We start from the raw sequence: 23,720 nt of genomic DNA on the forward strand, positions 1-23,720 counted from the left end.
GGTCTTCAGTCCACCTTCACCTGGAACAGCACGAAGCCCGTGCCACCCGGCTCGACCGTGCCCGTGAAGCGCCAGTCGATCGCGCCCGTGCCCCCTGCGGGTTGAACGGTGGTGCAGGCCACCGCGCCCGCAGGCGGCGCGTTCGCCGGCGTGGTCTTGACGCAGCCCGTGAGCGACGCCGGCGTGGTGCCCGTCGTCGCACTCACGAAGGTCGTGTAGCCCGGCGTCATGTCGTTCACGACCATGCTGCGGATCGGCGCGTCGCCGTTGTTCGTGTAGGTGATGCGGTACTCGAGCGTCTCGCCCGACTTGGCCTGGTTGTTGACGCCGAAGGTGCCGCTTTGCGTGATGTTGCGCACTTCCTTCTTCAGCTCCAGCGCCACGCCCGACACCGTCGTGAGGTCGTCCAGCGTGAAACTGCCGCTGAGTGACGGGCTCGCATTGGTGTAGGTGAAGTCGGCGCGGATCGTCGCCTTGTTGTTCGAGCCCAGCGGCGCCGTGGCGGGAATGAACTCCTGCACGATCACGCAGACCTTGCCCGCGAAGGCCACGGGCGTGGCCGCCGCGCTCGGCGGGTACAGCTGCGCGGCGCCGGGCTGCAGGCTGCCGGTGCAACCCACATCCGCGAAGACCTTCGTCGTCCAGCCGGTGATGGCCGGCGTGGCCGTCTCGCTCGCCACGCTGAAGCGCACCTGCCCTGCCGTGCCGGCCGTGAAGGTGTGGGCGTAGGTCACGGTGCTGCCCGGCAGGCCGGTCTTGGCGCCGTCGGTCGCGAAGGCGCTGTTGTCGACGTCGCCGAAGTTCAGGTTGGCGTGGCCCGTGCCGTTCCAGCTGAAGGCGATGCGGTCGGGCGTGCCGGTGCGCGTGTAGGTGTAGGTGCCACCGGCCGCGGCCACCGCCGAGCCCGAGGGCAGCGCGACGTTGCCCACCGAGGCGCCGGTCGACACGCGCGTGCCGGGGTTGGTTTCTTCCACGCACATCGCGGAGCCCGTGGCCGTGCCGGCCGGCACGCTCAGGCTGTAGGCACCCGACGCGTCCGTGAGCGCGCTCGCATACACGGTGGCGCCGCAGTTGGTCAGCCGCACGCTCACGCCCGACAGCGGACCCTCGCCGCCGTTGACGAGGCCGTCGTTGGCCGTGCCGCCGCCCACGCCGTTGTCCAGGAACACGCGGCCGCTCACGATCGCCGCGAGCGTGTTGGTGAAGGTACAAACCACCGCCGTGCCGTTCGTCAGCCCGGCCGCGGGCAGTGTGACGGTGCCCGCCACCAGGTCGACGGCCGCCGTCGCCCCGCCCGCCAGGCCCGTGCAGGTCGCGCCCGAGAACGCGAAGCCGCCGGGCATCGAGGCCGCGACTTCGGTCAGCACCGTCTGGGTGTTGGCCGTGGTGAGCGTCTTGATGGTGCCCACCACCGTCGAGCCCGCCACCGAGACGTTGATGCTGTCCGAGCCGAAGCCGTTGGTGCCGCTGAACGCGAAGGTGCCCGTGCCGCCCAGCGCCTGCTTGCGGATCTGCACCGTCGGCAGGCGGTTGTTGCTGTAGGTACAGACGATGGCCTTGCCGGCGTCGCCCGCGCCGATCACCAGCGTGTTGCTGGCCTGGCCGTTGGTGCCGCTCAAGGCGTTGGCCGTGGCGCCGCCGTCGGCGGTACACGACAGCACGGTCGTGTAGTTGGCCAGCGTGCCCGTCGTCATCGTTTCCGCAGGGAAGGTGATGGTGTTGCCCACGGCCGCCACCACCGCCGCACCGCTGTTGCCGGCCGTGGGTGCGGTCGCGGTGAACGCGGCCGTGTTGTTGGTCGCGCCCATGGTCGCGCCGATGCTGGCGACGTTGCCCGTCTCGCTGTTCGCGCCCCAGGCCTTGCGCACCTGCAGGGTGACCGTCTTCTTCGTGTTGGTGTAGGTACAGACGATGGCCTTGCCGGCGTCGGCCGCGGCAATCGCCAGAGTGTTGCTCGCCTGGCCGTTGGTGCCGCTCAGCGGGTTGGTGGTGGCGCCGCCGTCGGCGGTACAGGCGAGCACCGTGCTGTAGTTCGCGAGCGAGCCGGTGGTCATCGTCTCGGCCGGCAGCGTGAGCGTGCCGCCGACGACCATCGACACCGCCGCGCCGCTGTTGCCGGCGGTGGGTGCCGTCGCGGTGAACGCCGACGTGTTGCTGCTGCCGCCCGAGGTGGCGCCGATGCTGGCCACGTCGCCGTTCGTGCTGTCCGCGCTCCAGGCCTTGCGCAGCTGCACGGTGACGGTCTTGGGCGTGTTGGTGTAGGTACAGACGATCGCCTTGCCCGCGTCGCCCGCGCCGACCAGCAGCGTGTTGCTGTTCTGCCCGTTGGTGCCGCTGAGCGCATTGGCCGTGGCGCCGCCGCCGGCCGTACAGGCCAGCACCGTGGTGTAGTTGGCGAGCGTGCCCGGCGCCATCGTCTCGGCCGGCAGCGTGATGGTGTTGCCGGCCTGCACGGTCACGGCCGTGCCGCTGTTGGCGCCCGTGGGCGCCGTCGCGGTGAAGGCCGTGGTGTTGCTCGACCCGCCCGTGCTCGCGCCGATGCTCGCCACGTTGCCGGCGATGCTGTTCGCACCCCAGGCCTTGGCGATCTGCAGCGTGGCCGTCTTCGGCGTGTTGGTGTAGGTACAGACGATGGCCTTGCCCGCGTCGCCCGCGCCGACCACCAGCGTGTTGCTGGCCTGGCCGTTGGTGCCGCTGAGCGTGTTGGCCGTGGCGCCGGCATCGGCGGTACACGACAGCACGGTGGTGTAGTTCGCCAGCGTGCCCGTGGTCATCGTCTCGGCCGGGAAGGTGAGCGTGTCGCCCGCGGCCACCGACACCGCGGTGCCGCTGGTGCCCGCCGTCGGCGCCGTCGCCGTGAACGCGGCGGTGTTGTTCGCGCCGCCCGTGGTCGCGCCGATGCTCGCCACGTTGCCGGTGGTGCTGCCGGCGCTCCAGGCCTTGGCCAGTTGCAGCGTCGCGGTCCTGCGCGTGTTGGTGTAGGCGCAGTTCACCGCGCTGTCCGACGGCATGGTGAAGCTGCGGCTCAGGCCGCTGCCGCTCACCGTCACCGCGCTGCCGTCCGACACCTTGGTACAGGCCAGCGTCGTGGTGTAGTTGGCGGCGTTGCCGGTGGTGAAGGCTTCGGCCAGCGTCACCGTGGCGCCGCTGGCCGCGGTGGCCGTGGCGTTGGTGGTGGTGGCCGGCGCGGTGGACGTGCCGGCGGTCGCGCCCGTCACTTCGGCGGCGCTGCCGCTGACCGTCAGGTTGACCTTGTCGCCGGCGATGGCGCCGCTCCAGCTCTTGGACAAGGTCACCGCCGCCGTCTTGCGCGTGTTGGCGTAGGTACAGACGATGGCCGTGTCGGCCGCGCCCACCGTCAGCGTGTTGCCCGACAGCCCGCTGGTGCCGGTGCAGCTCAGCGCGCTCGTGTAGTTGGCGGCGCTGCCGGTGGTGAAGCTCTCGGCCAGCGTGATGACGCTGCCCACGGGCACGGCCTGCGCGGTGCCGGTGTCGGTTTCGGCCGCCGTGTTGGCCACCGAGGCCAGCGTGGTGAGGCCCGTGCCGGTGACGCTCACGGCGTCGTTGACGATCGCGCCCGACCAGGTCTTGGCCAGCGTGACGGTCGCCGTCTTCGCGGTGTTGGTGATCTCGCAAATGATCGGCAGGCCCGCATCGGCGTTGCCCAGGGTCAGCAGGTTGCCGCTGAGCGAGCCGCCGCCGGTGCAGCTCCAGGCGCTGGCGGTGTACGAGCCGGCGTTGGTGCCGAACGGCGTCTCCGACAGCGTCACGGTGTCGCCCACCGCCACGCGCTGCGCGCCGCCGGTGTCGGTCTCGTTGGGCGTGTTGGCCGTGGCCTGCAGGTTGAAGGCGTAGCCGATGTTGTGGTTCGGGTGCACCGTGCCCGACGCGGTCAGCGTGAAGGCGTCGTTGACCAGCGCGTTGACCCACTTCTTGCGCAGCTGCACCGTCGGCGCCTTGGCGTTGGTGACGGTACAGACGATGTTCGATCCCGCCACCGTCGCCGCGGCGTTCAGCGTGAACTGGTTCGTGTTCTGCGCGGTCCCGCGCGTCACCGTGCCGCCGCTGCCCATGCCCGTGCAGCTGACGTCGGTGATCACGTAGTCGGGCACGCCCGCGGCCGGCGTGTAGGTTTCGGTGAAGGTGGTCGCCGTGCCCGTCGCGGTCAGCGTCTGCAGCGGCCCGTTGACGGCCGTGCCGGCCACGGTGGTGGTGATGGTGTGCGCCGCCACGCCGTTGGTGCCCGTGAAGTCGAAGCCGGCCACGCCGCCGAGCGAACGCTTGGCGAGGGTCAGGGTCGCGGGCTTGCCGGTGTTGGTGTAGGTACAGACGATGGCCTTGCCCGCGTCGGTTGCACCGATCAGCAGCGTGTTGCTGTTCTGCCCGTTGGTGCCACTCAGCGCGTTGGCCGTGGCGCCGCCCCCTGCCGTACACGACAGCACCGTGTTGTAGCTCGCGAGCGAACCCGTGGGCATCGTCTCGGCCGGCAGCGTGATGGTGTTGCCCGCCACCACGTTCACCGTGCTGCTGTTGCCCGCCGTGGGCGCGGTCGCCGTGAACGCCGTGGTGTTGCTCGCGCCGCCCGTGCTCGCGCCGATGCTCGCGACGTTGCCGCTGATGGCGCCGGCGCCCCAGGACTTGGTCAGTTGCAGCGTGGCCGTCTTCGGCGTGTTGGTGTAGGTACACAGGATCGCCTTGCCCGCATCGGCCGGGCCGATCAGCAAAGTATTGGTGGCCTGCCCGTTGGTGCCGCTCAGCGCGTTGGCCGTGGCGCCGCCGCCGGCCGTACAGGCCAGCACGGTGTTGTAGTTCGCCAGCGTCCCCGTCGGCATCGTTTCCGCGGGGAAGGTGATGGTGTTGCCGGCGACCACGGTCACGGCCGCGCCGCTGTTGGCGCCCGCGGGCGCCGTCGCCGTGAAGGCGGCGGTGTTGTTCGCGCCGCCCGTGCTCGCGCCCAGGCTCGCCACGTTGCCGGCGATGCTGTTCGCGCCCCAGGCCTTGGCGATCTGCAGCGTCGCCGTTTTCGGCGTGTTGGTGTAGGTACAGACGATGGCCTTGCCCGCGTCGCCCGCGCCGACCAGCAGCGTGTTGCTGTTCTGTCCGTTGGTGCCGCTGAGCGCATTGGCCGTGGCACCGCCGCCGGCGGTACACGCCAACACGGTGTTGTAGTTCGCCAGCGTGCCCGGCGACATCGTCTCGGCCGGCAGCGTGATCGTGTTGCCCGTGGCCACGGTCACGGCGGTGCCGCTGTTCGCGCCCGTGGGGGCCGTGGCCGTGAAGGCCGTGGTGTTGTTGGTGCCGCCCGTGGAGGCGGGAATGCTCGCCACGTTGCCCGTGAGGCTGTTGGCGCCCCACGACTTGACCAGCTGCAGCGTGGAAGTCTTCGGCGTGTTGGTGTAGGTACAAACGATGGCCTTGCCCGCGTCGCCCGCGCCGATCTGCAGCGTGTTGGTCGCCTGGCCGTTGGTGCCGCTCAGGCTGTTGGCAGTCGCCCCGCCACCGGCGGTACACGACAGCACGGTCGTGTAGTTCGGCAGCACGCCGCCGTTCATGGTTTCCGCGGGGAAGGTGATCGTGTTGCCGGCCGCGACGGTCACGGTCGCGCTGGTGTTGGCCGTCGGCGCCGTCGACGAGAACGCCACGGTGTTCGCCGCGCCGCCCGTGGTGGCGCCGATGTTCGCCACGTTGCCCGTCACGCTGATGGGGTTCCACGACTTGGCCAGCTGCAAGGTCGCGGTCTTGCGCGTGTTGGTGTAGGTACAGACGATGTCCTTGCCGATGTCACCGAGGGCGATCGTCAGCGTGTTCGATACCTGTCCGTTGGTGCCGCTCAACGTGCTGGCCATCGTGCCGCTATTCACGGTGCATGACAGCACGGTGTTGTAGTTCGCCAGCGTGCCGGTGGTCAGTGTTTCGGCGGGCAGCGTGATGACGTTGCCGATGTTCACGCCCACGACGGAGCTGGAGGCGGCAGTGGACGCCGTCGAGGTGAAGGCCGAGGTGTTGCTGGCGCCGAAGAAGTTGGTCCCGCCCGTGGAGGCGCCAATGCTCGCCACGTCGCCGGTGTTGCTGCCGGCCGACCAGGCCTTCGCGAGCTGCAGCCTGACCACGTTGAACTGGATGACGACGAGGCCGTTGCCGCCGGTGTCCCCGGTCAACGAACTGCGCGACCCGCCCACGCCGACACCCGACTGGTAGGGCGCACTCGTGTTGCCCGGATCGGAAGTCGCCGAGTAGCTCCCGTTGGCCCCTGCAGTGAGCACGCCGCCGGTCACGCCCGTGCCGATGAAGCCCGAGCCGCCACCGCCCGGTCCGTTGTAGGAACAGTTGACCGAGACGGGATTGGGCGTGTTGCTGCACTGGGCCATGCCGCCGCCGCCGCCGAACCAGCCGCCGCCACCGCCGCCGCCGCCCTCGTACTGGACGGGGGTGCCACCGACCGCCGAGCACCCGGTGCCGCCCTGCAAGGCGCTGCCGTCAGTGCCAGCCGGACAGGTGGCTGCGACGGTCCCCGCACTCGGGGTGCCGCGCGCGCCGCCGGCGGCCTGGGTACCGCCTCGTCCGCCCGTGCCGGAGGACGAGCCACCGTTGGCGCCACCGCCGCCGCCCGGCACCGGGCTGCCGACGTCGGTCCAGAACGCGCTGCCGCCACCGCCGCCTGCGATCAGTCGTGCGGCGGCTGCCGAAAACTCCGTGCTGCCATTCCACAGTGCACTCATGCCACCGCCGGAAGAGCCGGCGACGCCCGCGTTCGCGCCAGTGCCACCACCACCGCCGCGGCCGTAGGTCGAGCCGGTGCCACCGTTCTGCCCGCCCTGCCCCACCGTCACCGCCATCGCGGTGCCAGGCGTGACCGACACGGTGCCGTCGGCAAAGCCGCCGGCGCCCCCGTTGGCCGAGTTGCCGCCTGCCGCCAGCGAGCCGCCACCACCACCACCCCACATCGTGGCGCGCACCGAAGACACGCCTGCGGGCACCGTGAAGGTCTGCGCCGAACCCGCGTAAGTGAACGCCACGCAGGTGTTGTAGCCCGACTGCGGCGTGCACGTAGCGACTGCAGCCTGCGCACCCGGCATGGCAAACAGCCACAAGGCCGTCGCGGCAAGCACGCCCTTCAACACCCCGCCGAGCCGCGCCATCCCGCCCGCTTCGTTTCTCGTTCTGCTTTGCATCATGGTCTCGTTCAGCGGGTTTCTTGTGCGGCCGCGGCGATCACGACCCAGCGGCTCTTGGCGCTGCTGTCATCGCCTGCGACAGGCTGCGTGTCTTCTTTGGTATCGGTGCGCAGGCGCAGCACGTCGACGCCGCGCCCGATCAGGTAGCTGCGCACCGCGTTGGTCCGCTGCGCGACCAGCTGCATGCGGTCGTCAGCGCTGCCTTGCGCGTCCGAGTGGCTGATGTGGATCACCACCTGCGCCTCGGTCGCCTTGATCTGCGCGGCCAGCGTGTTCAGCGTGTCGTGCGCCTGCGGCTTGATGAAGGACTTGGCGGGCTCGAACAGCGCCTCGGCCTGCAACACCGTGCGCATCGGAAGCGGCGCCACTTCGGGCGCATCCGCAGCCACCTTCTCGGCCTTCGCAGCCTTGGCCGTGTTCGTCTCCCCCGTCGAAGCGAAGCCCAGGTGCGTCTCGTCGAACTTGAAGCGCAGCCGCACATAAGCGCCCTTGCTCGTGTACTCGTTGGCCGTCAGGTCGCGGTCGTTCAGGCCCACGAAGTTGTAGCCCGCCGACACCCACATGTTCTTCTGCACCTGGTAGCCCACCTCGACGCCGAAGGTCTTCTGCAGCGCGCCGCCCTTGCCGTACAGCAGGCCGGCCTGCACGCCGAAGTCCCAGTCCTGGTTGATGTCCTGCGTGTAGCGCGCCTGCACCAGGTGCGCCCAGTACTTGCTGGCCAGCGTGCCGTCGTCAGCGCGGCTGAGCTTGAAGGCGTAGCGCGCCATCACCGCCTTGCCCGGCTCGGGGTTGTAGTTGACGTGCGCCGAGACGATGTCCGCGCTGGTCTTGCCCGGCAGGCTGGCGCCGTTGTCGGCGCCAAAGACGCTGCTGCCCTGCAGCGCGCCGGCCGCATTGCCCGCGCCCACCACGCGCTCGGAGCGGCGCTCGTAGCGTGCCAGCGCGTTCCAGGTGTCGTCGTCCACCGGCCGGTAGGCGATGCCGATCTGGTGGCGCTGCAGGTGGCGCTCGTTGCCCGCGTTGGCGCCCTGGCCTTCGCTGTCGCTCACGATGCTGCGCGCCAGCAGGCTCCAGGACGGATCGAGCTTGAAGCCGAAGCCGGCGCTGAACAGGCGCGTGTTCGCATCATCACCCCGGCGCGCTTCATACACGCCCGAGGCCTTGATCCGGTCGGTGATGTATTCGATGCCGCTGGTGATGGCGGTCGATTCGCCCAGCCCACCGGCATAACCCGTGCCGGTGTTCTTGCTGTTGCTGTAGCCGCTCATGTCGCGCGTGTGCTCGATGCCCCCGGTCACGCGGATCTGCTCGTTGATCTTGAAGGTGTTGCGCACCCCGATGGCCGCCTGCACGCCGCGCCCTTCGGCGCCGTCGGCGATGCGGTACTCGTTGTACACGCGACCGCCTTCCATGTAGTTGCTCTCGATGCCGACGATGCCGGTGTTGTTGCGCTGCGTGCTGTCCAGCTCGTAGGGGCCGTTGAGCGTGGAGATCAGCTCGTAGCGGCCGTACACGCGCGTCTTGTCGGTGATGGCGTAGTTGCCGCCGACGGCCAGCACGTGGCGCTTGCCGTCCTTCAGGTCCTGCTCGCCTTCGACGAAGACTTGCGCACCGGCCACGCCGGGCACTTCAGTGGACAGGCGTGCACGCACGGTGGTCTGGCTCTGCGTGTCCACGCCGGCTGCGGCGGCGGCCGCGCCCAGCGTGGTCACGCTGTTGGCGCCGATGCTGCTGCCCATCTGGCCGTTGTAGGTGGAGATCTGGCCGTAGTCGAAGCCCGAGCTCGAACCCAATGCGTTGTTGCTCTGGCCGTGACGCAGGCCCACCTCGGCGACGGTCTTGTCGCTGAGCTTCTTCTGCACGCTCACCGTGGCGCCCTTGCGCTCGTCGACCTGGGTCGCGTCCTTGCTGTAGAGCACCTCGCCGCGCACGGCCAGGGTCGGGTCGACGCGGTACTCGGCGCGCGCCGAGGCTTCGGTGTGGCCGGCCGAGAAGCTGGCGCCGGGGTTGTCGAAGCCCTTGCTGGTCTTGGCCGCCAGGGCCACCACGGCCAGCTTCTCGTCCTGGTAGCGCGCTTCCACGCGCGCGCCATGGCCGTTGCCCTTGTCGTCGGAGTCGGTCTTGACCAGCTCGGCCGCCACGCTGGTGTTCTGGCCGATGCGCGCCACGCCCGTGAGCGCCTGCAGGTTGCGCTTGTTCTGCGGGTTCTGGTCGGTGGAGGCCACCACGCCCAGCTGCAGGTTCTCGCTGACCTTCACTTGCACGTCGGTACCGGCCACGGTGAACTTGGGGCCGCCCGAGTCGACCTCGTAGGTGACGCGGATCGACTGCGGGTTCAGGTTCGCGTCGATGGAGGCGATGGCGTGCGTGAACAGGATGCGGCGCGTGAGCGGCTCCACCGTGTAGTCCACGAAGCGCGCCACGGCCGTGCGCTGCAGCACGATGTTGGGCTGGTTGCGGTCGCGCACCACGATCTCGATCTGTTCGCTGTTGTCCACGAACTCGCCGTTGCTGGCGCTCAGGTAGTACGGGCCCGAGGTGCCCAGCGCGCGGAACTCCTCCACCTGCTGGGTCTGCGCGGTGCGCGAGACATAGCTGGTGGCGCGCACGTTCTCGTCCTCGTACACGTGCTTCAGGCCCGTGAGCGAACGGTTGCTCTGGCTCAGGTTGCGCACCTCGGTGCTGCTGGCGGTGGTGAAGTCACCGTACAGCAGGTAGGAGCGGTTCTTGTCGATGCGCACGTAGAGCTTTTGCGTGCTCTGGGCGTCGAAGCCCTTGACCGCGGAGTCGCCGTAGATCGGATAGAACTCGTCGGGGCGGATGTCGCGGAACAGGCGGTCCTTGCGCGTCTTGTCGGAGTCGTAGGCGGCCGTGAGCAGGTACTCGCCCTTGACGGTGCCCTTGAAGAAGAAGGCGGCGCGACCGCTGGCGCGGCTGTTGGTGCCTTCGTCCTTCAGGCCCGAGAGTTCCGCCTCGAAGGCGGCGCCGGCGGGCATCGCGCCGATGGGCAGCTTGCCGCGCTTGGTGAAGTCGAGCACGCCTTCGACGATGCCCACGCCGATCATGGGGCGCATCTCGGGCAGCAGCGCCAGGCGCACTTCCTTGACGAAGGTGCCGGCGCTCACGCGCAGGCGCGCATCGCCCGGTTCGCCCGGGGGCATCAGCTGGAACTCTGCGGCGCCGCCATCCATGAAGACCTGCGTGCCAGGTTCGGTCGGGTTCAGGTCTTCGGCGAGCCAGCGGCCGCGGTCGGTCTCCAGCGTGAGTTGCGTGCGGGCGGTGACGGGCACGCCGGCCGCGTCGATCAGGCGCACCTTGACGACGACGGGCGTGCGCAGGTCGGCGCGCGCCACCTCGGGCAGGTCGACCTCGATGGCGCCGAGCTTGTCGGGGGCGATGACGGTGATCTCGTCGGCACTGCCGCGCACGTTGCCGAAGCCGTCCACCGCTTCGAGCTTGAGGGTGTTGGTGCCGGGGCGCAGGGCCACGCCGATGTATTCCCAGGCGGCGATGTTCTTGGAGGCCAACTGGGTCTTCTTGCCGACGCGGCGTTCTTCCAGCGCGGCGCCGTTCACGCTCAGGCGCAACGAGGTGCCGGCCGTGCCCTTGACGCGCACGTTGATCGACTGGCCGGCGACGGTGTCGCGGTCCTTCAGGCCGATGAAGCCCAGCGTGTTGTTCTCCAGCTGGGGCAGCAGGGTCTCGAGTTCGATGGGACTCGGAACTGCCTGGGGCAGCAGCGGGTTGGCGCGCGGCTCGAGCATCGCGCCGCCGGTGCCGATGGGGCGCATGGCCTGCGCGCCGACGCCGGTGGCCGAGCCGCTGGTGGGCGACGACGGCAGGCCCGAGGTGGGCACGCCGTTCAGCGGCGAGAACAGGCTGCCGGTGGGGATCGCGGGTTGCACGCCCAGCGTGCCGCCCATGCTGCCGCCACCGCCGCTGACGAAGCTGCTGGCATTGGCCGGCGCCACGGGCAGCGCGATCAGCGGCGCCGAGGTGGGCTGCACGGCGCCGGTGCTGCCGCTGGCCAGGGCCTGGCCGGTGGCGGGCAGGCCGCGCACGTCGCCCACGGGCACGACCTTGCCTTCGGGGTCCAGGCGCAGACGCACCTGCGCTTCGGCCTCGGTGTCGGGGCGCGCGGCAATGGCGGCGCGGCGTGCGGCCACGTCGGCGATGACGCTCTTCTCGTCGCAGTTGGTGATGATGAAGTTGGCCTTGTGGAACTCGCCCTTCTTCAGGTCGACGAAGCGGCTCTCGGGGGTACCCGAGTTGCGGTTGTCGAGCACTTCGAGCTTGGCGCCCAGCGGCAGCGTGGTCTGGTCCAAGCGCAGCACGTGCGTCACGGGCTTGAGGCCGTACAGGCTCCACTTGCCTTCGATGTCGGTGACGACGTGGGTGCCGTCTTCCATGTACAGGCGCACGCCGGGCACGCCGATCTCGTCTGCGCCCTCTTGCCTGCCGTCGCGTTGGCCGTCGCGCTTGCAGTCCAGGTACACCTTGCCGAAGGCGAAGGCGTCGTCGGAGAACACGCCGCCCGTCACGCGCACGGTCCAGTTCGCGAGGTTCGACTGGATCGGGCCCGAGGTGGCGCGCGCGCGATTGATGGCGTCGCCGTTGGTGGGCGCGCCCACGCCGATGCGCACGCGGTAGCGCACCATGGCCGACTGGTCGGGGGCCACCACCAGCGTGGGGTAGTGGAAGATCAGGCCCGGGCCGGCACCGCCGGCGGGGTTGGGCACCACTTGCCCGTTCAGGCGCACGCTGTTGGCCACGTAGGCGAAGCCTGGGGGCAGCGTGTCGTTGAAGGTCACGCCGGTGACGGGGAAGCCGGTCTTGTTGGTGACGGTGAGCGCGTAGTCGATGAAGTCGCCGAACTCGACCTGCCGCTTGCTGCCGTCCTTGCGCAGCACCAGGCCCAGGATGTTGCCCGGGTCGAGCGGGATGTGGTTGTGCACGGCGTCGCACGGCGTGCCATCGGGCTTGGCTCCGGCCTGCACCTGGAAGTAATAGCTGGTCGGGTCCGCGTCCTTCGGGGGCACGGCGCTGGGCACGACGGCGCCGCAACTCGTGAACGAGCCACCGGTCACGGGGACGAGCTGCGAGGGGTACACGTAGCCGCTGCCTGCCGGCGGCGTGACCGAGAGTGCGTACGTGCACAGGCCCGTCACGGGCGGCGTCTGCAGGTAGAACTGGTAGGCGCCATCGGCGCCCGTGGTCATCGAAATGCTGCCGTTGGGGTTGAGCGTGTAGGTGCCCGAGTCGGCGCCGTAGATCTCGGCCGCGGTGATGGGGCCGGCCGTGCCGCTGCTGCACGACTGGCGCGTGTAGGTGACCAGCGCGCCAGCCACGGGTTGACGCGTCAATGCGTTGTAGACCGTGCCTTGCGGATCGACCAGCAGCGACTGCACCGAGGTGGCGGTGGCGGCCAGCAGCATCGTCGGCGTGACGTTGACGGTGTTCTGCTCGAAGGCGGCGGCCCAGGCCTTGTTGGTGAGCGACACGCGCCCGCCGATGGCGGCGGGCTTCTCGGTGATGCGCACGCTCAGGCGGATCTGCTCGCTCTGGCCCGGGGCCAGCGCGCGGGCGCCGTCGGTCAGGCTCAGCGCCACTTCGGTGGGCAGCTGGAAGGGGTCGGCGCTGTCTTGCGTGCTGCGGTTGCAGGTGGCGCGGCCGGTGAAGCCGGTGGCGGCGTTGAGGTTGCCGTTGGCGGCCTTGGGCGGGCCCAGCAGTTCCCACGACGCGACCTGCCCGCTCGACTTGTCCATGTCGAAGGTGCAGTTCAGGTTGTCGATCACGCGCACGTTGGGCGCGGCGACGGCGCCGGTGTTGGTGACCTTGAAGGTGTAGTCCAGCTCGTAGACGCCGGGCGACACGCGCCGGGCGATGGAGGCCTGCTTGGTCAGCGTGAGCGTGGGCAGCTGGGTCGACACCGGCGTGGGCGAGGTGTCGTTGTTGGGGTTGCCGTCGCCGTCGGCGTCGGGGTTGTCGCCGTTGACGGAATCGTCCAGGGCCACCGCCGGGCCGCCGGCATTGAGGGCACCCGAGGCCTTGACGGTGTTCAGCAAGGTGCCGGTGCGGCCGGTGAAGTTGATGCGGGCATCGAACTGCACGGTGAACTGCGCGCCCACGGGCAGCACGGCGCCGTCGGCCAGCAGGTTCGAGGCGGCGGCGGTGCCCTTGAAGGCGGGGTTGGGGGCGGCGACGGTGCCGCCGCTGGGTGCGGGCGCGATCACGATCGAGCCGGGCACGATGGTGTACTGGTTCGCGCCGGGCACGGCGGCTGCCGTGTAGGTGCCGAACTGCGTGGCGCCCGCGCCTTCCATCACGTCGGCGGCCTGCACGCCGTACAGCCATGACGTGCCGTAGTTGCGCACGTTGACGCTGAAGCGCACGGTGGCGGTGCCGTCGGTCTTGCCGTCGGCGTTGCGGTTCACGCGCGGGGTGGATGCGGCCTTGGCCACGCCGATGCGCGCCTGGGTGGAGCTGATGACGATGGTGTTCGAGGGCACGGTGGCCGGGCCCGTGCCGTCGTTGTACTGGCTGTGCGCGGTGTTGCGGATCTCGCCCACCTGGTCGGCGTTGACCTTGACGGCGAACTGCATCGCGATGGACACGTTGCGCGCCACGGGCGTGGAGATGCCGATGGCCACTTCGACGGCCGAGGCGTCTTCGGCGGTGCGGTAGCTGAACGCCGGATCGTTGGCCAGGCGGTACAGCTTGACGGCGTTGGCGGCGGTGGTGCGCAAGGTGCCGGGCACGTACTGAGTGCCGGCGGGCACGGGGTCGCGCACGAGGACCAAGGCGCTGGGCGCGCCGTTCACGAGCAGCGGCGTGTTGGTGGGCGCGATGACGTTGGAGGGCTGCGCGTCCTGCGCGCCGATGTTGGTGCCCGAGACCGAGAAGTCGATGCGCGTCTGGCCGGGGATGACGTTACCGGGATAGCTGGCCGACTTGACCAGCTGCAGCGCGGCGGCGTTGCCGACGGTGACGGTGTCGCGGTTGATCGCGGTGAGGCCTTGCAGCGCGGTGGTGGCCGTCAAACCGACGCAGGCCACGCCCGTCGCGGCCGTGGGGATCGTGCCCTGCACCAGCAGTGCGGCGGTCTCGCCGGGCTTGAGCGCGAGGGCGCCCGCGGCGTTGAGCTGCACCACCGGATCGGCCGCATCGACCACGCCGTTGTTGTTGCTGTCCCGCACGACGCGAAGCGCCGAGAGATCCAGCGTGTCGGCCGCGCAGCCGCCGGCGTTGTTGGCCAGCACCAGCGTGTAGGTGGAGGCGACGTTGCCGGTGTTGGTGAGCAGGTGGCTCAGCGTGACGATGCTCGCAGGCGGGCGCGACAGCGACTGGTCCTGCGTGAGCACCAGTGCTTCCACCGGCAGCACCGTGGCGATCACTTCGTTGGACGAGATGGTCTCGGTCTGCGCCAGGCCGTTGGGCACGTAGGTGCCCGTGGCGATGCTGCGGATCACGATGCCGGCGGGTGCCGGTGCGGCGTTCGCTTCCTGCACGGCGCCACCCAGCAGCAGCGCCGCGCCAGCGGCGAGCGCGGCAGCCCATCCGCGCCACGATGGCCGGTGTGTGCTCCTGGGATTGAAAGTGAACAGCATGCCGCGAACCCTTGATCGATCACCGCGTGGGGATCAGAAGAAACGAAAGAACTTTTTCGTTTGCGCCCTCGCCTCGACAGAGGAAGAGAGGGAAGGCGCAAAGGAAAAACGCACAGGCTTTCGCATGCCCTGTGCGAGGGAGCCGACGGGCTTGCGCTCGTCGGCTCCGCTTCACTCAGGTGAAGCTCAGTTGTTGACCTTCACGGAGAACAGCAGCGTGGCGGTGCCGCCAGGTGCCACGGTGTTGGCTGCGCTGCCGCAAGCCACCGTCGTCGCGGTCGAGGTGTAGTTCGCTGCCACGAAGGCGGGCGTCACACCGGTCGACGTGCACCGCGTGAGCACCGGCGGCTGCGTCGCACCCGTGAAGGTGGTGTAGGCCGGCACGGCGTCGTTGATCGACATGTTGGTCACCGGAGCGGAGCCTTCATTGGTCGCGACGACGCGGTACACGAGGCACTCACCCGGCTTGGCGACCAGCGGGGCCGACGAGGACGGGACCTCGGTGCCATCGCAGTTCACGTCCAGCGCCTGCGTCTTCACCAGGCGCATCTGGCCCGTGATGACCGTGGTGATGTCGGTGGCCGTCGGCGAGCCGCAGGCTGCGACGTCAGGGAAGGTCACCGTCACCGTGGCGGTGTCGGTGGTGCCTGCCGTGGCGCCGCCCGGTGCGAACACCTTGACGAGCAGCTTCTGGGTCTTGCCGCTGTCCAGCGCGGTGCCGGTGGCCGGTGCGGTCGGCGTGACCGTGCCGTTCGTCACCAGCGTGTCACCGCCGTCGATCTGGCCGTCGCCGTTCACGTCGACGTACAGCGCCGTGGTCCAGCCCGCCGTCACGTCGGCCGCGGGCAGCGTGGCCGTGACGTTGTACTTGGTGCCGCAGCTTTGCGCGCCGGTGATGGTCACCGTGTGGGCGTACACCACCGAGCCGCCGGGAGCGACCTGGCCGTTGTTGTTCGGCGTGAGGGTCGCGCCGAAGGTGTTGGCCGTGGTCACGGTCACTGCGTCCATCTTGGTGTCGATCGCCACCACGCCCGTGGAGGTCGCGATGGTGGAACGCACCTGGAAGTAGATCGCCTGCCCGGTGACCGGCGTCTGCGAGGCAGGCGGCGTCACGCAGGCATCGACCGGCGCTTGCGCGTTGCCGGCGACAGCCAAGGTGGTGACCGCTGCGCCCGTGCAGGTCGTACCTGCCGCCACGAACTTGACGGTCCAGCCCGCAGGCAGGCTGCCCGGGAAGCTGTTGCTCTGGCTGGCCGCCAGGCTGTAGGTGTTGGCCGTCGAGTCGTTGTTCTTCACGAACAGCGTGAAGATCGTGCCCGTGCCCGCAGGCGTCGAGTTCACGGTCGTCGGCTGTGCGCTCGGACCGGTGCCCAGGTCACCCTTGAGCGCGTCGTTGCTACCGCCGGTGGTGTTGGTCAGGTCGACCAGCACGCCCGTCACGTTCGTCAGCGTGTCGCGCGTCGATTCCACCTTCGTGGCATCGCCCGTCGAGGTACCGGTGACGATCGCCGTGCCGCCCGTGCCCGGCGCTGCCGAGGCCGGCAGCGTGGCCGCGAGCACGAACTGAACGCTGCCATTGGCCGCGATCGGACCGGTGTCGGGCACGCCGTCGCTGTTGTTGTCGATCAACGGCGTGACGCCGTCGGCGGCGAAGAACTTGAAGGTCGTGCCGGCCGGGAACGTGCTGCCCGCAGCCACCGTGAGGTTCACGACGTCCGTGGCATTGCCGGTGTTGAACGCGGTCTGCTTGAACTTCACCGTGGTGCCGGCCCCTGCACTGGCGACGGTCGTGGTGTCGGCCACGCTCGTGTTGGGGTTGCCCGCACCGGTGTCCTTCGAGGCCGTCGGGCTGGCGGTGGCGTCAGCCGAACCCAGGATGATGCTGAAGGTGCCGATGACGTTGTAGCTCGCCGGGTTGGTCGACGAACCCGTCGTGCCAGGGGTCGTGGAGGTCGCACCCGGTGCGTCGACAGGGTTGTACTTGGCCGTGTTGGTCGTGGTCGACGTGCCGATGGCCGCCGTGTCGTTGACCATCACCACGAAGCTCACCGTCTGCGTGACGTTCGGCTGCAGCGTGTTCACGACGACGGTCAGGTCGTTTCCAGCGGCGCTGAAATCGATCCCGGCCGCGTCGCCCGCTGCCGCATCCGTGAGCGCGACGCCAGGGGCGTTGCTCCAGACCGCGGAACCGGGGACGTACGTGAAGCCGGCGGGCAGCGTGTCCGTCAAGGCGAACCGGCCAGCCGCACCACCCGTGTTGTTGAACTTCAACGTGTAGGTGGTGTAGACGCAGCCTGTGGCCGGCGTGGTCGCGCCTGCCACGGTGGCAGCGCAACCGGCGACCGAGCGCGGACCGCTCGTCGAAGCCGCGGGCCAGGTGCCACCGTTGGCGGACCAGGCGACCGACGGAACGCTCAGGCTCTTGGTGGCATTGAAGGCCGCCTTGTCCGTGAGGTTCACGTTGTCGACGTCGGCTGCCGTCAGGTTGGCAGGCGCGTACAGCGCCGGCGTGCCTGCGGTGGCCGTGATGGTCGCAGCCACCGGCGAGGTGAACGTACCCGACGATGCCGTGCTCGGGATCGAGTACGCGACGACGAACGGGAAGGTGCCGTTGTTGCCTGCCACGGTCTGGGCCGGAACATTACAGACAGCGCCTGGAACCACCGAGCACAGCGCGGTCGTGCTGTCGGGCACGCCGTCGGCGTTCGCGTCGGCGAACACTTCGACCTTGGTGAAGCCGTTCGGGCTGGCCGGTGCGGCCACGCTCAGCGTGAACGTGTCGGTGCCGTTGCCGGTGTTGGTCAGCACGTGCGGTGCATACACGGTCGTGCCTGCGGCGCCGGTCTTCGTGTTGACCACGTTGGTCGTCACGGTGGTGTAGGTGTCCAGGTTGAACGAGCCGACCTGCTGCACCGTCGTCTGCACGAGGTTGGAGGTGGCCAGTTGGCTGGCGCCGTTCGGGTCCAGGTAGGTGGCCGAAGCCTGGTTACCGATGATGGTGTTGGCGGGTGGAGCCGCAGCGAGTGCGCCGGAACTTCCAAAAAGGAAGCTCAGCGTCAGGGCTGCTGCGCCCGCCCAGAGCGCGCGCGGCGCGGGGCCGGTGCGACGGGCAGACAAGGTAGGGATCACTTGGGTTTCTCCTCGGGGGTTGGGGTCAAAAAAGGTCAAAAAAAAGGACGAACTCACCCCAGCCGGGGATTTCCGCGAACGGAAACCGGCAATGGAAAAACCAGCGGGGTTTTGAAGAAAAGAGAGAACCGGCCGTCAGCGCGGCTCAGTGCCGCCGACGGTCGTCGTCAGCGCGGGAAGCTCAGGGCGTGCTGCGCGCAACCTTCTGCGCATCGGCACCAGCGGCCACCGGCGCGGGCGGCACCACCACTTCGACCTTGGCGCGCGCGGTCACCGCGGCCGAGCCGTTGGCGGGCAGCTGGCCCAGCGTCCAGCGCAGCGAGCGGTACTCGTTGTACGGAACCGGCTCCGACTTGCCGTTGACGACGCGCGCCAGCGGCTCGGCGGCAAAGGCGCCGTCCTTGGTCGCGGCCTTGACCAGCGTCGCGCCGGGCTTGGCGGTCTTGGGCAGGTATTCCAGGCCTTCGGGGATCGGCAGGTTGGCCACCAGGCCGGTGACGGCCTTGCCCGTGTGGTTGGTGTAGGTGGCCGTGTACTCGAGCACGTCGCCCGGCTTGACCGAATCGGCCGCCACCAGCTGCTCCTTGCCCTGCGCGTCCTTGACCACCTTGGCCTGCGTCAGCACGACCGCGACGGTCTTCTTCTGCGCGGCCTCGGTGGGCGCGGGCGCGGCCTTCGTGCCCTGCGCGGCGGCCAGGCCGCCCAGCCCCAGGGTCATGGCCACGCCGAGCCCCAGGCCGAGGCGAACGGTCAGCCGGACCACCGGCGACATGAATGAATTCAATTGAGACGAACTTCCGATAGACATAGACAACTCCTAAAAAACAACTTCAAAGCCAGACCGAGGCAACACGAAGATCAAATCGACTTGACCTGTGGCCTCGCGAATTGGCGTCGAAGCCATTTCCCAGCCACTTGCAGCACACCACTGACACACCGGCATCGGCGACGACCGCCTCCGATGCCCACTCTCGGCCTCACGCAAGCACGCCCTTTTCGAGCCACTTCCATGAGCCATTTACCACGTTCATATTATTTTCTGAATGTTTACAAAAACAATCGAACGTCCGCGATCCGCCACTTGCAATGGCCGAGGGTTCCGTGAAAATGTCACGAGAGGCCCTCCAAAGTTAACAACTGTGAATACAGATGTAATCTGGACGTCTGCTCAGATTGTGAATAAACCTGCAATTGGAGTGTGATCAATTTCACAAGCAGATTGCCTCCAAGTTGTTGATGCGTTTGAATAATTTCACTTCCACATCAACCCGCCGCCTCACGATCACCCAGTGTTTCAAGGGAGAAACGAGGCACTTCGAGCGGCTTCGGACTGGCCCCCCGGGGCCACTTCGAAACTGAATTTACAAATTCACAGACTGTGTAATCAGGCGCCATGAATTTCAGCGACTGCATGCGCACCCTGTCCCCCAATGGTTTCAATCACGGGCAGCGTGAAATACGGCTTGATGGATTTTTCAAAATCCAATTCCATTCAAACAGGCACGGCTGCGCCATTGACCTGAATTCAATTCAAGCCAATCCCAGCCGGCTCACTTCGCCGAAATTCATTCGTTGGTCTGCCGACGCCCGGCCTCAATTCGGAGGCGAATGGGCGAGCGTCTTTTTTCAAGGTGACCTTGCGTCACCCCTTCGGATGCCGCGGGCGCTGCCCGCGAAAACTCACTTGCCGTGCCGGTTGTGTGCGCGCTCCAGCGTGTAGCCCACGCCGTAGAGCGAGCGCACGCGGAATTCGCCCGCCACGATCGATGCCAGCTTCTTGCGCACGCGCGACACCAGCGCGTCGAGCGACCGACTGGCGCCCAGCTCCCCGTTGCATCGGGGGCCCTGGGGCAGTTGCTGCCGCGACACGGGCGTGTCGAGGTGGCGCACCAGCACCCGGGCGATCTCGAATTCGCTCGGCGTCATGATGGCTTCGCGGCTCGCGTACTCGACCGCGAGGCGGCTGCGCACGAGCTGGAAACCGTAGAGGCCGTGCGGCTTCGCGTTCCGGCGCAGCGATTTCCTGCCGCACAGCGTCGACACGCGCGCCACGACCTCTTCCGCGTTCCAGGGGCTCACCAGGAAATCGTCGACGTCGAACACCGACACGCGGGGCGTTTCAAGCACGCCGCGCGACCGGGTCAGCACGACCACCGGCGCGGTGGCCGCACGGCTGGCGCCGATGCCGAACAGGATTTCCGGCAGCGCGCCCTCCATCGCCTCGCCCATCAGCAGGAAGAGCCCGACGCCGGGCATCGAGGCGGCCTCCAGCAGGTCTTCCTCGTTGACCACGCACAAGGGGCTGAAGCCGGCGTCCTTCAACCGGCCTCGCAGCCAGTCGATCTCTTCGCCGGAGTCCGTCAGCACCACCACACGACCGTTTTTCTGTTCCACCCTGTCCACCATCGCTTCCCTTTTCATCGCTCCCCGCATGCCTCTCACAATGGAGTGGAATGTATTAACGTTTATGTACAGTCGATAGGGAAAAGTGCCGATATTGACCAACGGAAACAGGTAGCCCTGTTCTTTTGTCATCGTGTGCAAACAAACTCACACTAATGGGGCGTCACCCCCTCGACACGGGCGGATGGAATCCCGGATCAGCCTTCCATTTCAAGAGGACCTGACGCTCAGAAAGCCCTCTGGGAAGTGGCCTCGGAAGGCTTTGCCGCCTTGCGCGCGGACAGCCTTTCGAGCAGCCCGACGAGCCAGCACATCGGGCAGCCGCGCAGCAGCAGCAAGGCGCCGACGAGGGCGGGCGGCGCGATCCAGGGATGGGCGGACGACTGCAGCGCCGCCAGCGCGATGAGCACGAGCGCTCCCGCGCCGCGAAGCAGATGCCAGGTGATGGAAACGGGACACATATGCAGGGCTCCTTGAAGAGGGACACCTGCAAGAGAGGCGGCGAAACGCCGAAACGGTTCGCGGCCCCCTCCTCACCCCCCGACCGGCTCGAGCACGAACGCGAAGTCCAGCGTGTGGAACGGCCCGTCCTGCACGCTGCCGTCGGGCGCGCGGCCCGGGGCATGCGCGGCGAAGTCGCCGATGAGCGAGCTGCGCACGCCGAACACCGCGTCGCTGTCGAGGTACGGATCGCCCTCGCGGAAGACGTGCGTGATCAGCGTCTCGTAGCCCGGCGCCTGCACCATGAAGTGCACATGCGCGGGCCGCCACGGATGGCGGCGGGTGGCGCGCAGCATGGCGCCCACGGGCCCGTCGGTGGGAATCGGATAGGCCACCGGCGCCACGCCGCGAAACCACAGCCGGCCTTGCTCGTCCGTGCGCAGCACCGCCCGCCCCTGCATGGGGCCGCCGGGCCGCTGCACGTCGTAGAAGCCTTCGGCGTCGGCCTCCCACACATCGACCACCGCACCGGCCACCGGCTCGCCGTCGCGACCGCGCACGATGGCCTGCACGAACAGCGGCTCGCCCACCGCGCCGGCCGCGATGTCGCTGCCCAGCGGCAGCTGCGGCGCGCCGGCCACGTGGAAGGGGCCGAACACGGTGGCCTCGGTCGCCTGCGGGCTCTTGGCATGGTTCATCGCCACGGTGAGCATCGACAGGCCCAGGGTGTCCGACAGCAGGATGAACTCCTGGCGCTGCGCGTCGCACTTCTGGCCCGTGGCGGTGAGGAAGTCGATGCCCGCGGCCCACTCGGCCTCGGTGAGCCGCACCTCGCGCGCGAAGTCGTGCAGGTGGCGCACCAGCGCCGACAGCACTTCCTTCAGGCGCGCGTCTTCGCAGCCAGCCATGCGCTCGAGCACGGCGGCGGTGATGGTGTGTTCATCGATGTTGCGCATGGGCGTCGGGCTCCGGGTGGGAAGAAGGCGCGTGCGGCGTCGCCAGGCGCCGCTGCGTCGGGAACAGGGACCAGGTCCAGCGCTGCTGCGCCCAGCCCCACAGCCCCTGCTTGAAGAAGATCGTGGCCACGATGGCCAGCAGCCCGAGGCCGAGCAGGTACCAGGTGCCGTAGTCGCTCAGGAACTTGTTCAGCGCCCAGAACACCAGCGCGCCCACCAGCGGCCCTTCGATGCGGCCGATGCCGCCGATCACGACCATGAAGATCGCGAAGGCGGTCCAGTTCGGCGCGAAGGCCGCGTCGGGGCTGATGCGCAGGTTGCCCACGAAGTACAACGCGCCCGCCAGCCCGGCGCCGAAGGCCGCCACCACGTACACCGCGAGCTTCATGCGCGCCACCGGGATGCCCTGCGATTCGGCGGCCATCTCGTTGTCGCGGATCGCCAGCAGCGCCAGCCCGAAGCGGCTGCGCAAGAACAGGTAGACCAGCGACACCGCCGCCACCACGCAGCCCAGCGCCATCCAGTAGGTGACGCTCTCGCGCGTGGCGCGCTCGATGCCGCGCAGCGCCGTGAGCGTGGTGCCCGAGCCGCCGCCCACCGCCGACACGTTGGCGAAGCTGAGCCGGAACACCTCGGCGATCACCCAGGTGCCGATGGCGAAGTAGCCGCCCGACAGCCGGAACGCCACGAAGGACACCGGCACCGCGATCAGCGCGGCGGCCAGCGCCCCCAGCGGAATCGCCACGAACGGATTCACGCCCGCGAAGTTGCCCAGCATCAGCATCACGTAGCCGCCGAAGCCGAAGAAGGCCTGCTGCCCGATGCTGACCATGCCGCCGTAGCCGGCCAGCAGGTTCCACATCATCGCGAAGATGAAGTAGCAGGCGATCTCGACGAACTCGCGCATCCAGCTGGGCTCGCCCCAGAAAGGCAACGTGGCGGCCACCGCCACCAGCGCGGCGGCGGTCCAGCCCGCGCGGCGGCTGCTGCCGGTGTCGATGGTGACGACGACGGAGGCCATGGCGTTCAGTCCAGCTGCAGCTGCACGCGCGCGGCCACCTGGCCCCAGCGCTGGTGTTCGGCGCGCAGGCGGCGCGCCGCTTCTTCGGGCGTGTTGGCCACCACCTCGAGGTCCATGGTGGCCAGGCGCTCGCGCAGCTCGGGCGCGGCCAGCGCCTTCGCCACCTCGGCCTGCAGGCGCGCCACCACGGCCGGCGGCGTGGCGCGCGGCATGGCCATCATCTCGGCGAAGCTGGCGTCGTAGCCCTGGATGCCCGCCTGCGCCACGGTCGGCACCGTGGGCTGGCTGCCCAGGCGCTTGCTGCCGGACACGGCGATGGCCACCAGCTTGCCGTCGCGGATGATCGGGCCGACCGTCGGCGAGGCCAGGAAGCCGCAGGGCACCATGCCGCCCATCACGTCCTGCATGGCCGGGCTCGGGCCGCGGTAGGGCACGTGCTGCATCTGCACGCCGGCGTCGGCCAGCAGCATTTCCATGGCCATGTGGCCGGGCACGCCGGGGCCGCCCGAGGCATAGCTCATGGGCTTGGCCCTGGCCGCGGCCAGCAGCTCGGGCAGGGTCTTGATGCCGGCGCCGGGAAAGCACACCAGCTCCTGGCTGAACGCCGCGAGCTGGGTCACGGGCACCAGGTCTTCCATCGGGCGGATGGCGAGCTTGCGGTACAGGTGCGGGTTGATGGTCAGCATGGTGTCGGGGCCGACCAGCACCGTGTGGCCGTCGGTGGCGCGCGCCACCTCCTGCATGCCGATGTTGCCGCCCGCGCCCGGCTTGTTGTCGACCACCACGGGCTGGCCCAGCGCCTTCTGCAGGGCCGGCTGCATCAGCCGCGAGACGATGTCGCCGGGCGCACCGGCCGGGAAGGCCACCACCAGCCGCACGGGCTTGCTGGGCCAGGCCTCGGCGGCGTGGCCGGGCGCGAGGGTGGCGAGCACGGCGGCTGCCGCAATGCAGGCCGCGAGGGGTCGGCGAAAAGCGTTCATGGGATGTC

9 protein-coding genes are annotated in these 23,720 nt (G+C 69.0%); all 9 read right to left on the bottom strand.

The window, feature by feature from the left end; genetic code table 11:
- Positions 1 to 5: 5 nt before the first annotated feature.
- The 9 genes from ACAM52_RS17430 to ACAM52_RS17470 all read right to left on the bottom strand — a co-directional run bounded on the left by ACAM52_RS17430 (position 6) and on the right by ACAM52_RS17470 (position 23,712).
- The gene (locus tag ACAM52_RS17430; RefSeq protein ID WP_369644113.1) at positions 6 to 7,175 is read right to left on the bottom strand and encodes a hypothetical protein; all 7,170 of its coding nucleotides are present in this window, start codon (positions 7,173 to 7,175) and stop codon (positions 6 to 8) included.
- A gap of 8 nt (positions 7,176 to 7,183) precedes the next feature.
- The gene (locus ACAM52_RS17435) at positions 7,184 to 14,782 is read right to left on the bottom strand and encodes an OmpA family protein (protein ID WP_369644114.1); all 7,599 of its coding nucleotides are present in this window, start codon (positions 14,780 to 14,782) and stop codon (positions 7,184 to 7,186) included.
- A gap of 186 nt (positions 14,783 to 14,968) precedes the next feature.
- Entirely contained in the window at positions 14,969 to 17,911 is a 2,943-nt protein-coding gene (locus ACAM52_RS17440; RefSeq protein WP_369644115.1) for a hypothetical protein, read from the bottom strand.
- Positions 17,912 to 18,092: 181 nt separating this feature from the next.
- Positions 18,093 to 18,683 (bottom strand): hypothetical protein, encoded by a 591-nt coding sequence (locus ACAM52_RS17445; RefSeq protein WP_369644116.1) that lies wholly within the window; start codon positions 18,681 to 18,683, stop codon positions 18,093 to 18,095.
- Positions 18,684 to 19,591: 908 nt separating this feature from the next.
- Positions 19,592 to 20,305: a response regulator transcription factor gene (locus ACAM52_RS17450; protein ID WP_157754996.1), complete on the bottom strand. Its 714-nt coding sequence runs from the start codon at positions 20,303 to 20,305 to the stop codon at positions 19,592 to 19,594.
- Positions 20,306 to 20,541: 236 nt separating this feature from the next.
- Positions 20,542 to 20,775: a hypothetical protein gene (locus ACAM52_RS17455; RefSeq protein WP_369644117.1), complete on the bottom strand. Its 234-nt coding sequence runs from the start codon at positions 20,773 to 20,775 to the stop codon at positions 20,542 to 20,544.
- 72 nt (positions 20,776 to 20,847) lie between these two features.
- The gene (locus ACAM52_RS17460) at positions 20,848 to 21,711 is read right to left on the bottom strand and encodes an intradiol ring-cleavage dioxygenase (protein WP_369644118.1); all 864 of its coding nucleotides are present in this window, start codon (positions 21,709 to 21,711) and stop codon (positions 20,848 to 20,850) included.
- Positions 21,695 to 22,732: a branched-chain amino acid ABC transporter permease gene (locus ACAM52_RS17465; protein ID WP_369644119.1), complete on the bottom strand. Its 1,038-nt coding sequence runs from the start codon at positions 22,730 to 22,732 to the stop codon at positions 21,695 to 21,697. Before ACAM52_RS17465 ends, ACAM52_RS17460 begins: the two co-directional genes overlap by 17 nt.
- Before the next feature lie 5 nt (positions 22,733 to 22,737).
- Entirely contained in the window at positions 22,738 to 23,712 is a 975-nt protein-coding gene (locus ACAM52_RS17470; protein ID WP_369644120.1) for a Bug family tripartite tricarboxylate transporter substrate binding protein, read from the bottom strand.
- Between the last annotated feature and the right edge of the window lie 8 nt (positions 23,713 to 23,720).

This window comes from Variovorax sp. V118 (genome assembly GCF_041154445.1).
In the GTDB taxonomy this organism is placed as follows: domain Bacteria; phylum Pseudomonadota; class Gammaproteobacteria; order Burkholderiales; family Burkholderiaceae_C; genus Variovorax; species Variovorax boronicumulans.